The organism is Daejeonella sp. AP26 (assembly GCF_056680515.1).
The window spans coordinates 1,040,526-1,055,166 of record NZ_CM155286.1; the positions used below are offsets into that span (position 1 = coordinate 1,040,526).

The 14,641-nt window shown below is 41.7% G+C and carries 18 protein-coding genes; 3 read left to right on the plus strand and 15 right to left on the minus strand.

Annotated elements, in window-relative coordinates; genetic code table 11:
• Window positions 1-128 precede the first annotated feature (128 nt).
• The 15 genes from AC1MCB_RS04515 to AC1MCB_RS04585 all read right to left on the minus strand — a co-directional run bounded on the left by AC1MCB_RS04515 (window position 129) and on the right by AC1MCB_RS04585 (window position 11,923).
• The gene (locus AC1MCB_RS04515; protein ID WP_479967556.1) at window positions 129-305 is read right to left on the minus strand and encodes a histone H1; all 177 of its coding nucleotides are present in this window, start codon (window positions 303-305) and stop codon (window positions 129-131) included.
• 66 nt (window positions 306-371) lie between these two features.
• Complete coding sequence (locus tag AC1MCB_RS04520; protein WP_479967557.1) at window positions 372-1,352, minus strand: hypothetical protein; 981 nt, start codon at window positions 1,350-1,352, stop codon at window positions 372-374.
• A 64-nt stretch (window positions 1,353-1,416) separates the two neighbouring features.
• Entirely contained in the window at window positions 1,417-2,472 is a 1,056-nt protein-coding gene (gene traM / locus AC1MCB_RS04525) for a conjugative transposon protein TraM (RefSeq protein ID WP_479967558.1), read from the minus strand.
• Window positions 2,473-2,494: 22 nt separating this feature from the next.
• Window positions 2,495-2,710, minus strand: coding sequence for a hypothetical protein (locus tag AC1MCB_RS04530; RefSeq protein WP_479967559.1), 216 nt, complete (start codon window positions 2,708-2,710; stop codon window positions 2,495-2,497).
• A gap of 5 nt (window positions 2,711-2,715) precedes the next feature.
• Window positions 2,716-3,327 carry a conjugative transposon protein TraK gene (traK, locus tag AC1MCB_RS04535; protein ID WP_479967560.1) on the minus strand — a complete coding sequence of 204 codons (612 nt, stop codon included), beginning with the start codon at window positions 3,325-3,327 and terminating at the stop codon, window positions 2,716-2,718.
• Between the two features lie 63 nt (window positions 3,328-3,390).
• Entirely contained in the window at window positions 3,391-4,587 is a 1,197-nt protein-coding gene (gene traJ, locus AC1MCB_RS04540) for a conjugative transposon protein TraJ (RefSeq protein ID WP_479967561.1), read from the minus strand.
• Window positions 4,588-4,591: 4 nt separating this feature from the next.
• Window positions 4,592-5,260 carry a TerB family tellurite resistance protein gene (locus AC1MCB_RS04545; RefSeq protein WP_479967562.1) on the minus strand — a complete coding sequence of 223 codons (669 nt, stop codon included), beginning with the start codon at window positions 5,258-5,260 and terminating at the stop codon, window positions 4,592-4,594.
• Window positions 5,247-5,942 (minus strand): hypothetical protein, encoded by a 696-nt coding sequence (locus AC1MCB_RS04550; protein ID WP_479967563.1) that lies wholly within the window; start codon window positions 5,940-5,942, stop codon window positions 5,247-5,249. The genes AC1MCB_RS04545 and AC1MCB_RS04550 overlap by 14 nt, the downstream gene beginning before the upstream one ends.
• The gene (locus tag AC1MCB_RS04555; protein WP_479967564.1) at window positions 5,929-6,633 is read right to left on the minus strand and encodes a conjugal transfer protein TraI; all 705 of its coding nucleotides are present in this window, start codon (window positions 6,631-6,633) and stop codon (window positions 5,929-5,931) included. Before AC1MCB_RS04555 ends, AC1MCB_RS04550 begins: the two co-directional genes overlap by 14 nt.
• Window positions 6,634-6,786: 153 nt before the next feature.
• Window positions 6,787-7,161 carry a hypothetical protein gene (locus AC1MCB_RS04560; RefSeq protein ID WP_479967565.1) on the minus strand — a complete coding sequence of 125 codons (375 nt, stop codon included), beginning with the start codon at window positions 7,159-7,161 and terminating at the stop codon, window positions 6,787-6,789.
• 2 nt (window positions 7,162-7,163) lie between these two features.
• Window positions 7,164-9,623, minus strand: a complete 2,460-nt coding sequence (locus AC1MCB_RS04565; protein WP_479967566.1) for a TraG family conjugative transposon ATPase — start codon at window positions 9,621-9,623, stop codon at window positions 7,164-7,166.
• A 1-nt stretch (window position 9,624) separates the two neighbouring features.
• Window positions 9,625-9,945, minus strand: a complete 321-nt coding sequence (locus AC1MCB_RS04570) for a DUF4133 domain-containing protein (protein WP_479967567.1) — start codon at window positions 9,943-9,945, stop codon at window positions 9,625-9,627.
• A 53-nt stretch (window positions 9,946-9,998) separates the two neighbouring features.
• Window positions 9,999-10,274, minus strand: coding sequence for a DUF4134 domain-containing protein (locus AC1MCB_RS04575; RefSeq protein ID WP_479968786.1), 276 nt, complete (start codon window positions 10,272-10,274; stop codon window positions 9,999-10,001).
• 114 nt (window positions 10,275-10,388) lie between these two features.
• Window positions 10,389-10,931, minus strand: a complete 543-nt coding sequence (locus tag AC1MCB_RS04580; protein WP_479967568.1) for a hypothetical protein — start codon at window positions 10,929-10,931, stop codon at window positions 10,389-10,391.
• A gap of 92 nt (window positions 10,932-11,023) precedes the next feature.
• Complete coding sequence (locus AC1MCB_RS04585; protein WP_479967569.1) at window positions 11,024-11,923, minus strand: RteC domain-containing protein; 900 nt, start codon at window positions 11,921-11,923, stop codon at window positions 11,024-11,026.
• Window positions 11,924-12,435: 512 nt separating this feature from the next.
• On the opposite strand from AC1MCB_RS04585, the gene AC1MCB_RS04590 reads away from it, so the two are divergent.
• From AC1MCB_RS04590 to AC1MCB_RS04600, 3 genes are all read left to right on the plus strand, one after another.
• Window positions 12,436-12,846, plus strand: coding sequence for a hypothetical protein (locus AC1MCB_RS04590; protein WP_479967570.1), 411 nt, complete (start codon window positions 12,436-12,438; stop codon window positions 12,844-12,846).
• 72 nt (window positions 12,847-12,918) lie between these two features.
• Entirely contained in the window at window positions 12,919-13,143 is a 225-nt protein-coding gene (locus AC1MCB_RS04595) for a hypothetical protein (RefSeq protein WP_479967571.1), read from the plus strand.
• 11 nt (window positions 13,144-13,154) lie between these two features.
• The gene (locus tag AC1MCB_RS04600; protein WP_479967572.1) at window positions 13,155-14,639 is read left to right on the plus strand and encodes an efflux RND transporter periplasmic adaptor subunit; all 1,485 of its coding nucleotides are present in this window, start codon (window positions 13,155-13,157) and stop codon (window positions 14,637-14,639) included.
• The last annotated feature ends 2 nt before the right edge of the window (window positions 14,640-14,641 follow it).

Here is a 14,641-nt window from a genome sequence, read left to right on the forward strand (position 1 = left end):
TGCGGGGAAGCGGCTGAAATGAGGCACGAATGAAGCGGCTGAAGCTGATGAATTAATAAAAATCAAAAAAACTACAATAAAAAAGGCCTGATTTTTTGAACCAGGCCTTTCAATAGAATGCATTATCTTTATTTCGCGTTTTTCTTTTCCGTTACTTCCTGACGGATTTCCTGGGACATACCTTTCAGTTGTTGCATAGCGTTACGCAACCGGGTTCCGGCAGCCTTATTTCCTTTTTCGTAAAAAAGGGTTGCATCATTTTCAGTGGTTGCGAATAATTCCTTTAACGCTTTAAATTTCTCCATGTGATTGATCTTTGAAATGAATACTAGTTGTATATTATCTATAATGAGCTAAAATATGCTTTTTTGCTATATGTGAATCCCCTGGCTCTCCGCTTTTTCCTTGCCCTTTGCTTTCCCAGAGGATATCTTATTTTCCAAAGCAGATTCTTTCAAAAACTGCTCCCTTTTTTCCGGTTTACCATTTTCTGCAAATAGATTGATCTGGCTATAGCGTGGAACAGCTTCGATAAACAGTTTAATTTCCTCGCCGTTCTTTTGGGTTGTGATCAAAGGTCGGTTTCCGCTTTTTAAAGATTCTTCCAATTTCTCCCTTTTCGCCGGATCAGAAAGCTCTTTGATATTGAATTTGTCCAGTACCTTTTTCAAATCGAAGCCATAAGAAGGGACATGATATTGATTGGTGGTGAAATTTTGGTGACGGTCTTTCGGCTTATCAAAATCCAATTTAATCCATGCTTTATAAGGTACCCCACCGACATTAAGCAGGTCATCGCGAAAAACCGAACGACCCTGGATCAGATTGGCAGCCTGTTCTGCTGTAAAGCCTTTCCCTTTTTCCACATAAAAAACCTGGCTGACAGTGGGAGTGTAGTAGGTTTTGTTAAATTCTTTACTGACATAGTTCACTTTACTATTCTCCATAGTAGCCAGTGTAGACTTATTACCGGGGTTTTTCCCAACGGCCAGTTCGCTCGTTCCTTTTTGCTCTTTAAAATAAGCAATGGCTTTATTGGGGCTTTCGAATGTCCGGAAAACAGGTTTATCTTTTTCACCTGCTGAAATCACCATATACTTCTGTCCTTCTTCCAACTGCTTGCCGTGGTTCAGCGCTACCTCATACTTATTAAAATAATAGAAATCAGACTGCGCGGATTTTTTAAAATGTAGCGTAAAATCTACCTGTCCTTTCCCTGCAGAGAGTTGGTTTTGCAGCTGAAATTCCGGGAGGCTTTTGTCCATGTGCTTTTCCATTTCCTCAATAAGCTTATCTTTGAAGCCCAGGGCTTTCATTTCCCCTTTTAGGTTTCCTAAATTGTTTAAGTTCATAATATGTAAAATTTTAGCGGTTTACTATTACCATTAAATGCAACCGGTTTATGAGCTGGTCAACTCAGGGGTACTCAGGCTTGTTGTTGCGTAACAGGATTTTATGGCCTGCATTAAGTCTGGCTTTCATTCGTTTTGTTTTTTTGCCGAACAATCCTTTAGCAGCATCAAAGCCAGCACCGGCAACTTGGGTGGCAATGGGTTGATCAAAACCCGGCAATTGAATTCCGCGTATGGCATCAACAGCTCCTTCATTAACTGCGTTTTTAATTAACGCTTCCGGCACATTTATTCCCTTCATCCCGTCCATATCAAAAACCGAGAGGTCAACTGGAATAATGGAATGGCCGATGCGTATATTTTTTATATCGAGAATCAGCCTTTGATTAGTAATCTCACAGATACCGTAAATGAGATGATCTTTTGGAACGATCTCTCCGTTGAGGATAACCGAATCCAGCAGGCGAAGCTTGATTACGGAACCTTGCGTTACTTTTTGGTTATCTTCAATAACCGCAGGGATGGCTCTAAACAGGTTATCGTTCGATTCGGGATTCTTATCAGTGTACTGCACTTTAAGCCGCTCGGGATGCTGAACATCCAGTATCTTTTCCAGCATCTCGTTCAATTGTGTTATTTCAGGATCCTCAGCGGGTTTTTGCTGCATTGTCCGCATCAAAGCCTCCAGGCGATCCACATCACTTTTGATATTAGCTGTTTGAGCGGAATTACGGTTAAAGGAAGATGGCTTTGGCACTTCAGCTTTCCCAGGACGATTAATCTCTTTGTTCAAAGCTTCCAGCTTCTGATCGATTAAGTCTGTTTGCGGGTCTTCTTGCGGTGCAGAAAAGCCCAGGCGATCCGCAATCTTTTTTATTTCGTTCCCATTATGATTAGCAGAATCGCGCTCTGCCTGCTGGTAGTAAGCTAATTTATCCTGGGGTTTATCAGCTTTGAATGCCGCATCGGGCAGGCTTGTATTGATTCCATTCTGCCCTGTCATGCGATTTTGATCGCCTCTGCCTCCGCCCATCGCATAAAATGTAAGGGCCAGGAAGGGTAGGACCAGTAACGGTAGTACGAGCAGCATTTTGCGTTTGTCTTTGAATTTTGATTCCATCTTTATGTTTTTAAATTTTGGTTTATAGAACTGGGATTAATATCAGGTAAAGGCAATACCCTCCAAATGCGACACAGAACAGGATGAAGCTCATAATGAGAACTTTCGCTGATAACTGTTTGGTCTTCCTGTTCAGGCAGTTCGCTAAACGGTATTGAGCTTTTATAATGTGGCCGGCTACATGTTTTGCGATCTTATCCTGTTTGCCAGGATCTTTAGCCCATTTAAAGATTTTCATGTTTATTACTTCAATAGCTCGTTCCTGTTATCCAAAACTTTCCATTGCTGGATCAGGAAACCGTGTGGGTTGTTATCTGATCTGGAAACGTTGCGCAAATAGCCCTGAGAGATTAGTTTTCTGGTGACTGTTGAGGTGGAACGGATAAGTTTTTGTGTAGCGTAACAATGAAATACAAACGGATATTGGCTAATATCCAATCTAATACTGTCAATGGAAATCTCCTGGGAAATATTGGCGGAAATAAGGTTGGTATAGAAGCCTTTTTCCTTTAGATTATCATATTGCTTTTTTGCGCTTTCGTCTGCCAGGTCCATGGCTTTAGAGATATTTGCTTCTATGACCTTATCATCTGGGTCTAATGTAAAGAACCAGTGATGGAACATTTTAATATGGTCTTTCGCTTCTACCGGGATATTGTCTTTTCGTTCACCCGAAAAGGCTTCCAGTGCTTTTCCGTTGGCAAGGATGTAAATCCTCGACTGTGCAGAAGCGACCATTTCATAACTTTTGTATATGGCAAAGCCGGAGACCAGGGTACAGGCCAGTATCAGGAAAATACTGAATGTTTTGATATGCTTAAAGGCAGTATCTATGTTTTTGAGTTGTGTGAACATCGTGCAGTATTGAGTAGTTAGTATTGAGTAGTTAGTACTTAGCATGTAGACTAGCTTCTGGTATCATTTTCCAGCCAGGCGGTCATGCTGATGACCGGAACGGGGATTGGCTTTATCTGGGAAATAGTCGGTATTGCCTGCACCGGAAAAACCCTGGTAAACTTTTCTCGCACCGTCTCCCATCACATCAACGGCCATACCTGCACCTGTGGTTCCTGCATGAGAAGTGTTGCTGACTATGGTGTTTACTCGCTGAAGGATCGTATTGCCTCCGCCTGCATGTACCACATAATTGGCCACATTGGGAACGGAAAAATAGCCCACAATACCAATTACCAGGAAGATCAGATACGCCGTATCGGTGCTGCTGAAGAAAGTATCTCCCTGCTGTCCGATTTGGTCTATATCTAGTTTAAGCATGTTTTCCTGTATTTTCCCGAGTATGCTTCCGAATATGTTTGATATGGGCAGCCATAAAAAGATGTTCACATACCGGGCAATCCACACGGTAAGAGTATGCTGGAATCCATCGAATACGGCAAACCCGAAAACCAGCGGGCCTAAAATGGCAAGTACGATCAGGAAGAAAGTCCTTATGGTGTTGATACACAAGGCTGCCGCCGCATACAGGATTTCCATTACCTGGCTCATCCACTGTTTGATACTGTTCCGGAAATTATAGCTCTGTTTGTCCATCCAGAATTTAATGTCGTTCCCGATACCGTCCATTAAGCTTTCGTTGTCACGATCCGGGTCATTGGGATGGGTGTATTTATACCACTTGTCACTGTCGCCACTCCCGGTTTCGCCAACGTACATTTCATAGAACTTGCTGTCTTTAATGGCCTTTTCTTTCTCATTCAATAATGCCGCGATAGCTTTGTTGGAAGCACCGACCATTGCACCGGTAGCCGTCACGGTGGGTTGCATTACCCCGTTCATCATGGCGATAACGGCCGGGAATAGCATAATTGCCATTCCCAGAGCAAAAGGGCGGAGGAGTGGATAGAAGTCAATCGGTTCGGCGACGGCAATCTGACGCCAAACCCGGCTAGCGATATACCACAATGCCCCGAAACCCGCAAGGCCCCTGGCAACCCCGATCAGTTGGGCGCACAACGGAAGCATTTCGTTATATACTTTGTCAAGGACGGATTGCATCCCGGAAATGGTTTGCGCCATATCCTGGGCGTGTAATTGTTCAGGCAAAAGCGTGGCTGAAGCCGTCATAAATCCGGCTGCTAATACTACCTTTTTCATACGATCAGTTTATATTATAGTATTGCTGTGTAGAGTTTATATCAGCCTTTTCTCTGGTTCTTTGTAAATTGAGAATAGTGGCGTGCTTGTTGAAGTTTCTCAAAAATTGAAGTTTATCCTGAGTATCGGCAAAAATTCGGTCGATGGCCTGAAGGCGTTCATCATCGCTCATACGTAATTTAGAGGAGGTAATAACCGTGGCTAGTTCGTCCAGATTGTTTAAACTTTGGTCAAACAACTGTTTATAAACCTTGCTTAGATAATTAATCTCTTGCGGGTTGAAGTTGCCTGAGCGTTTAAAACGGTTAAATGCAGATTTGTATTCCTTCACGATACTCTTCTGATTGCTGATGATATCGGCTACACGACCGTACTTTTTTATCTCTGGGCTGACCAGTGTAAGACCGTCCAGAAAAACTTCATGCAAAGAAAAATTGCCTTCAGAAATATTTTTTACGGCATTGTACCCATCAGTGACGATTACATATCCTTTTTTCATATCGGTAAGGATGTTTCTTAGCTGGCTTAACTTCTCAACGTTTAAAAGCAATTGCTGTACTTCAGTCGATTGGGCTATAGAAGAGTGGAAGCTAAAAACTGTAAGGTAAATGGTCAGTATCCCTGCAGTCCAACTCAACTTCGAAGCACCTGATGATGGATTATTCGTTTTCATATAATTGCTGAATTTTGTTTACGGATATCTGTTCGTTCTCTTTCTGCCTGATGAGCGCGTGAACATGGTTGCACAAGCTCCGGGTAAAGGCGGATTTGTCTTTCATGCTTTCATATATCTTTTCAAGCCGCCCGATGCGCCCATCTTCTGACATTTCAACCCGGGAAGTGATAGTTAACAGCAGCTCTTCCAAATCACCGGCACATTCTTTCATTACGTTGTCTCTGACCGCTTGGAAGTAAGCGCTATTGGAAGCAGACAAACTCTCACTTCTACTGATTTCCTTAAAAGCGTTTCTGATCGCCAATTGAAAAGCTATAATCTCAGCAATTCGGACATCATTGCGTATAGCGGGGCTCGCGGTTTTTAATGAGGCGATAAAGGACCTGTGAAGGTTGAATTCCCCGTTCGAAATATCTTTGACCGTTTGCAATCCGGTACCAGCAATTTCATATCCTTTTTTTAGATAACCCGCATAGATTTTAAGGGCTAGGATCTGTTCAAAGAGATATTTTTTCTGTGTCTCTTTTTGCTTAAAAACTTCATCCCAGGTTTGGCATTGTGCGGGAAACGGAATAAGGAGCAACGACGAAATGAAAAGTAGTAGTGCAACCTTAAATTGATTCCTTAAGATCTTTAAGCCTTGTTCCTTCATCGTTTCTCCACTATTAATCAATTCCATACAAATCTTTTAAGGTAGCCACTTCGTCAACTGATTTTGCACGTTGAATACTCAGTTTGATGTTTTGGGTATTGAACTGTTTCAGGTCGCTGTAATTGATATCCATCTTATCGGCGGCAACATTGATGATCTCCAGCCGTTTGCCGTCGCTCATTTGTGTTTTAAAGCTATTTGTCACCAGAAGGATCTGATCGAGGTTTTTGATACTTTCATCGAGTATGCCAGAGTAGACTTTTTCCATGTAAAGAAGCTCATCCGGGGTAAAATGACTATCTTTTTTAAACAATCCCCAAGCCCACTTATATTCATCCACAATAGCGATTTGCTTTTCCGTAAGGTCTTTAAGGCGTTTATAGTAAGTGATTGCGGATTTGACCTGCCATAACTCATTATAATACTGGCTGTAGAGTTCTCTTTGTTTTTCCGTCCACTCGGATATCTCGGTTAACTTGAGTTTGGACAACTGATTTTCTAAAACTTTTTGTGCGTTCTGCAACCAGATGGTCTGGTTCTGCAAGCGCTGTACTTTCAGGTCAATCGCTTTAATGACCTTTTTTACCCCGGCCTTAATGACCTCTGTTACTGCGACCTGGGCATTTGCACCTTTGGGCAGCGAAACAAAGATCGTCATGGCGCTCATCGGCAGGATGACCATGTACTTCTTCATAGCATTTAATATTGTTTTTTTCATTGGGATGAATTTTTCGTTGTCAATTGGTTTAAATTGCCTCTTAATGGATTCAAGCCTGTTTTCGAGGCAATAAGGGTTTCATACGCTTGTTTTTAAGTAAGCGGCATCGTCTGGAAGCTTCATCCAGTTGTGATTAATTTTTACTAATCTTTGTTAGTCGATCTTTTGGTATTCCCGTCTGACGACCCTCAAACGGTTTGTTTGAGGGTAGAAGGTGATCGTTTTGCCAGTTGTGATTTCGTTTAAAACCTTGGTATCCGGATCAAAGACGGCTACCCATTCTTCGGCTTCATATTGAAATTCGCCAGGCTTTCCGTTCTCCATTCTCCTGAAACTGGTTTTACGACGGATGATGTAATTGTTGCTTTCTCTTTCAGCAGGTTCGATAATCAATGTGTCAAAGGCAATGCTGTATTCACTGGAGGCGCTATCCACATATGTTCCGGGAATAAAATCTTCTATTTTGTTTGTCGTACATGCTGAAACTACTGCAGTTATCATTGCGATTAAAAGAATTCCTGTTCTCATAACTATTGATTTTTGATGTCTTCAGCCAGGGCTGCAATACCTTTTTGAACGTTACCATATTTTTGGGCGTATTCCTTAACTTTCATCTTCTCGCTTTCTTCTGTCGTGTAAGCCAGATATTCTTCCAGGGAAACTTCCGTACGGTACACTTTACTGTATTGTCCGCCCAGACTGATAAATACTTCTTTGTATTTCCTTTTGGGGTCGTTCGCCTTATTCATGGAAAGGATCTGTGCTTTTTCTTTTTCGGTCAAACCCAGGAGTTCCTGAATACTGTCGAACTTGTTCTGGTATTTGCTCTGGTCCAGTAAGATTTTGCAATCACTGTTATTGATAATGGCTTGTTTGACGATGGGGGAGCTAATGATGTCCTCGACTTCCTGCGTAACTACGACCGCTTCACCAAAAAATTTCCGGACCGTTTTGAACAAATACTTAATGTATTCGGCCATTCCTTCTTTGGCTATTGCTTTCCAGCACTCTTCAATAAGGATCATTTTTCGTATCCCTTTCAGTTTGCGCATTTTGGAAATGAACACCTCCATAATGATTAGCGTAACAGCAGGGAACAGGATAGGGTGGTCTTTGATATTATCCAGTTCAAAAACAATAAAGCGTTTATTCAGCAGGTCCAAGTTTTGGGTTGCGTTGAGCAGGTAGTCGAATTCCCCGCCCCTATAGTAGGGGTTGAGCACGTACAGGAAATTCGATATATCAAAGTCTTTCTCCTTTACTTTACCGTCTACAAGCACCTGCAGGTATTCATCCGATAAAAAATCATAAAAAGTATTGAAGCAAGGTGATATGTCGGGGTATTTTTCTAAATGCTGGTAGTATAGGGTTAAGGCATTAGATAAAGCGACATATTCAGAGCGTCGAAAATTTTCATCGTCTTTCTTCCAAAGGGCAAGCAGCAGCGTCTTAATACTTTCTTTTTTTTCAGTATCGAGCACATCGCCTTCTGCCAGAAAAAAGGGGTTGAATTTGATCGGATCGTTTTCGGAATAGGTAAAGTAGTATCCGTTTAGCAGATCGCACAGGCCTTTATATGAATGACCAACATCAACTAATACAACATGGGTTCCCTGCTCGTAATAGCTTCGTACCATGTGATTGGTAAAAAAACTTTTACCTGATCCGCTGGGACCCAAAATGAACTTATTGCGATTGGTGGTATAACCTTTCAGGATGGGTTCATCAGAAATATCCACATGAACCGGTCGTCCGCTTAACCTGTCACCCAGGCGGATGCCAAAGGGACTGATGCTATCCCGGTAATTGGTTTCCAGGTTTAAAAAACAAGTTGCCTGTTCTACAAATGTATCCAAGCTTTCGTTCATGGGAAAGTCCGCCTGGTTACCTGGAATCCCTGCGTACCAGATCTGGGCCGCTCCGTCTGACTCCTGTTTAGCCACCGCATCCATTTGCGCCATTGCAGACGATACTTTGTTTTTGAGGTCTTTAATAGTTTCCGTCTTGTCAGACCAGGCCAGAATATTGAAATGTGCTTTGACGGGTAAGCGCTGCTGCCCTATAGCTTCATTCAAAAAATCATTGGTGGCATCCCTGCTGATGGCGTTTTCCCTGGAGTAGGCGGAAAGGGCCTGAAGCCTGAGCTTTTTTGATTCGAGTCGTTTAAGGATTAAGGGTGCATCCTGAACGAAAATGTACTGGTTATAAATATGATTGCAGTTTAACAGTTGACCTAAAGGGCTGGCAAAGCCGATACTGAATTTTGTACGATCTGTACTATACTTGTCATAGTTGATGCGGCTGCCGCAAAGCGGGGGCAGGTTATCTGCATCGGAGAGGGTATAAAGCTGTGCATGTTTATCACCGATCCTGATTCCATCTTTTAGATGAACATCAGTTAAAAGTGCATGCTGATTTGGCTTTAGAAGGAAACAATACTGCTCAATGATGCCCGGCTTATTAGCTGTTCCTGCAAGCTCATCATCACTCAGCCTGCGTAAATTCACAAAACCGCTATCTTCAAGGATCCGTTCAAATTGCCCGGCGTTGTCTAAAAAATCCTGGAATAATAAGGAATTTATTGCTTGCCGTGGGACAATCGATTTGCGTAAAACATTGCAATACACTGAACTGGAAACTTTCCTGCCATGCGGTTTCATGGTTAAAAAGATATAACTGCGGTGATCCAGGCAAGGGCGTTCGTTAAAAAATCGCTCACTTGACCGCGAAAGAAAGCTGTTATCCGATTTTTCAAAATCAGCCTCATAACGGCTCTCGATAAACCAGTCCTGCTTATGAAAAATACTGTGACAAGGCAATAACTTAATCGATTTTATTAATGCCTGATGATATGCCTCATAGTCCCTGTCGGATAAGGTAAATATCTCCGGTAGGGTCGCTTCGAATGCAATAGTGATATCACCCTGCATGGAAACAATGGCACTATGCTCGACTTTATATAAGGGCCATATTTTTTCTGCTTCAATCATTTCAAGCTTTTTTAAGTTGGGTGAACAGACGCCTGGATCTGAATTTCAGGAATGCCGGCAACCGGCGTTTGGCGAGATATTTCATCAGCCCATGCTCGCCGTATTTATGGCTTAATTTGAACACGGTAAAAAATAAGGCTGTACCCGTTCCTAATATCAGCGGAAGAATAATGAACAGATTCAATCCTGATATATAGAGTACAGCAAAGCCAATGAGCAGGAAAACAAGTCCGCCAGCCAAGTAAGCAATGTACTGCGCCTTTAGCCCTTTAAATTCGATGGGCTTGTTTACCCCCTTATTGATTTGATAGATGCTAGCCATGATTTTTACTTTTTGTTTGATTTCAATGGTGTTCAATAGAACGCTATGCTCAGTTAAATACCAAAGAATGATTTTAAAACCGTGGCAACTACCACTAAAAAAACACAGCTGCCGAACCATGCGGCGGCTACTTTGTTGGTATCCGGCTCACCCGCGTTCCATTTATTGAATACTTTGATAGCTCCTATGATTCCAACTACTGCACCGATGGCATACATTAAATCGGTGCCCGTATCGAAATAGCTTACCACCTGATTTGTGGCTTCCTGTATTCCGGCATTGGCATCCTGAGCTCTGGCAGTTAGATTATTGAAAAGGATGGTGCCCATTAAAAGCGTAATAGCGAAATGCCATGACTTAATCGTAAATGGCTTTTTAAACTTGACAGATTGGTATTTCATGAGATTATTTTTTATAAAATGAATTTTAAGATGAATGAGGGCTTAATCCCACATGTCTTCAAGCTCTTCGTTGGTCAGCATGAAGGGGGCATTTTCCCGTACGAAATCATTGATGTATTGAATATTCGGATCGATGCCAATTTTATGATGTTTTGCTTTGGTTAGAGCCAGCAGTGAGAAAAAATCTGATTTGTTACCGTCCTCTTTTTGCAGGATATTGAAAATCGTTTTAAGTTCTTCCATTACATCCGGCACTAACCCAAGTTGCGCTGATTTTGAATCCTTACTTGTTGGGCCAAAACCAAAGCCGTTCATATTTACCGTTTCCAGTCCCTCAGGTTTTGCGGGTTTACCCATCAGATCATCTGTTGGTATCTCATCAACCTCATCTTGCCAGGCATGGGGCAATGGTTCATTCTGTAGATAAAATTCTTTCCCGGTTAAAAGCCTCTTTAAGTCCTTTCGGTAATAGAGCATGACAATGGTGATGTACCAAAGAAGAGTGAGGATCAGGGCGGCAACGAGGAATTGCGGCCAGGTGAAATGTTGCAACATAATTTCTTCAAATTTTTCCTGCATCTCCATGATGCAGAAACTTCAAGAACAAAGGTTGGGGTACTGCAAATCTTCTTTTAACACCATGATAGGAAGGTGTTATAGATTTTTTTAAATTCCAGCTAATCTTGCCTGAAAGGCGGCTTTTGCAGTTTGATTCCCCGGTTCGGTTTATATTCTAAATCTTCTTCCACCCGTTTATGGATGGCTTCCCGCATCTGATCAAGGAATTTTGTATAGCTAATAGTCTTGCGCCTGCGGATGTCAATGAACTTACGATGCACACTACCCATTTGCAGGTTTAAACTGTCTTCCAGCCATTTGATAATATCGGCAACATCGCAACTCCCGCCATTGATCTGGCCTGTATAGTAGAGTCCATAGGCAAGCTCAGCGATATTTACTTTATCTCCGGTCCAGGTGAGTTTTTGCTTATCATCACGGGGTTCTTCACTCGAAATCGTTTGTACCTTGTTAAAACTGCTTAGCCGCTTCAAGATCTTTTTGCTGAGCAGTTCATAAGCAATGAATTTTGAAAATAGATAATCGCAGTTTGTCGGAAATTCAGAAAGTAATGGCGGAATTTCCTGAGGAAGCCCAGACTTAACCTGACTTATTGGTGTAAAATACAGGTGATCCAGTTCAACCATGTCATGGCGATAGTATTCATAAAGAAATTGATTTTGGTGGAAAAAACGGTTTATGAAATTGAGTTCTCCTTCAAAATATGTCTGAATGGTTTCAGTGGTACCTTTTGGTTTCGCATTATTAATTTGATAAAGCTCTACATGATATATTAGTAGGGAATAGAATTTTGGCCTTGTGTGTTTAAAAAAATGAATCTCCTCTTGAATACTATCAAAGGAATGTTTCTCATTAAATTCCTGTAAAGCTTTTAACGCCGATCGTATCTTGCTAATAGCTGCTGTTACTTCTTCAAATGAGTCAGTCTCATTCTTGTTGATGGCTTGTAACTCCTCCTTAAGCTGTAAAAACAGCTTGTCAGTAAAATGATTTTCCATAGTAATATAGTTATAGTGAAGTCCTGCGTTCGCCGTAAAACCGGCTGGTTTACGACTTTTAAAAGCGAGGGATAATATATATACATAGGTTTGTTTTTCAATTTCCTTATCAAAATTGGACAATAAAAAATCCTCTGTAAATACGCTATTGGGAGTATTTGACTACTTTAAAAGGAGTATTTGCACCGTGAGGATGATAAATCAGGTGTTTAAGTAGAAAAGGTTTTTTTTAAGGCTATAGACAAGCTCATTTATTTATATCTGTTTGGAGCCAAACTCTGCCAAATGTCTGGCAATGGATCTGGAGGATGACCACTTACATAGAGGCAGACTGGTACCCATAGGAGATTATGATTTGTTTATCCGTTAGCTTTTATGGTGAGTTTAATTCGATTGATCCCTTCCGGTTGGCACAGTTACTTTATAAGCATGATACATCACTTACCATTAGTCTGGCTTCAGGTAAGCAATCGATTTGTGTGATAATGAAATGTATTCATATATTTGGCGAAATGATTATTCGGAATTTTAAAATATTTGTGCTTTACCTGGCAGGTGTATTCCTGTTTATGCACAATACTGTTCCACATAGCCATTCTGACGTCTCACTGAAAAGCACACACCAGCATCATGGAGGTCATCATCATGAACATGAGCGTGACGCGGGTTCTTCTAAAAGTGATCCATTGGAACTTCCTTCTCATCAGGAGAGCGTCGCAAAATATATAATCAAACATAATTCTGAGCAAACTCATTATGCACCTGAACTGCTGTATTATATTCCAGGTGTTTATTTTTTAGATCCGACTGATCCTATTACTTTATCTTATGTTCGACCACAGAGGAACTATAGCCTCAATTGGGATTACTTGTCTGTATCTTCTTCTTATTTAAGAGGCCCTCCTTCTCTTATCATTTCCTAATAACCGTTTTTCTTTTTTATTCACCAGTTTCGGAAACGGGACTCATTTATTCATTTTTCGATTTTTTCCATAATGAAGAAGTACATTCTTTCTGCCATACTATTAAGTAATATTTTAATTGCCTGCTCAAATACTTCATCTCAGGAAGGTGAGCATAAACACGATGACGGAAGTACCCATACGGATCATACAGATACCGTAGCTCCGGCAAAACAAGAAGAGTTTACCGCAGATAGTACGGTTACAGATACTACAGTAACTGACAGTCATGATGAGTCAAAACCTCATTCTCATTAATCAATATTATAATGAAATCACGTGTTCTTATAGCGTTTTTGATGGCGGCCAGCTTATTTGGCTGCCAATCAAAAACCGCTCAAAATGAAGCTCCTCCGCAGGAATTAGCTCCGCTGGACTTCACGCTTTATACAGATAAAACAGAGCTTTTTGTTGAGTTTAAACCGCTGGTTGCAGGTACGCAAAGCAAATTCGCAGCACATTTTACGAAGCTGGGTGCGGCTTTCAAACCGCTCACTGAAGGTACCATCACGGTAAGCCTTATAGTCAATGGCAAGGGTATCCGAAATACAGTAGATGCAGCCAGTTCGCCCGGTATTTTCAGGTTGGCTCTTACACCCAATCAGACTGGAAAAGGCCAGCTGATTTTTGATATAACTACTAAAGATTTTACCGACCGGATTGTCATCAATGATATTACGGTTTATGCTGATGATAAAACGGCCCTGGCAAACCAAAAAGAAGATACCGGCGCGGGTGAGATTTCTTATTTGAAAGAACAGGCATGGAAAATAGAATTTGCCAACAGCCCTGTTGAGCGGAAAACATTCCATGAGACCATTAGAACATCCGGGCAACTTCTTGGCGCTCCGGGGGATGAGGTTACATTGATCGCTAATACTCCGGGCGTAGTTAAGTTCTCGGGCCAGGCATACGCTGCAGGGGTTCCGGTGCGCAGTGGACAATCGCTGTTTACTGTCAGCGGAGCTGGTGTTACTGAAAATAACATCGATGTGGAGATCAGAAATGCCAGGGCTGAACTAACCAAGGCGAGGGAAGATTTTAACCGTGCGAATCTTTTAATTAAAGATCAACTGATGACACGGGGAGAGTTTAGTGAAGCTAAGTTGAGGTATGATAATGCCCGAACTGCATTAAATAGTTTAACAAGGAACTATAGCAGCAACGGGAAGAGTATTACTTCTCCAATGAGCGGTTTCATAAAAACTATTCTTGTGACTGAGGGTGCTTTTGTAGAAACAGGCCAACCACTGGCTATCGTGAGTAAAAATAAAAACCTGATCTTAAGAGCAGAGGTGGCGCAGCAGTATTATCCTCTATTGAATCAGATAAAGGATGCTAACTTCACTACTTCAACCACCGGAGAAGAGACTTTCACTACTCAAAAATTGGTTTCCGTAGGGCGGTCTACTGTTAATTCCCCTTATATCCCGGTCACGTTTACAGTTAACAATTCCGGTAAGCTCCTCTCCGGCGCGCTGGTTGAAGTTTTTTTAAAATCTTCTCCAATAGCAAATGCTATCTCAATTCCGGTCAGCAGTTTAGTTGAGGAACAGGGCAATCTCTACGTGTATGTGCAAACAGCCGGTGAAAGCTTTGAAAAGAGAGAAATCAAAACGGGGTCTTCGAATGGACTGGAGATTTTAGTTACCTCCGGATTAGCTGAAGGTGAGCGGGTGGTAACCAAAGGAGCCAATCAAATTAAAATATCTTCTATGTCTGGCGCAGTTCCGGCTCATGGGCATGAACATTAAGC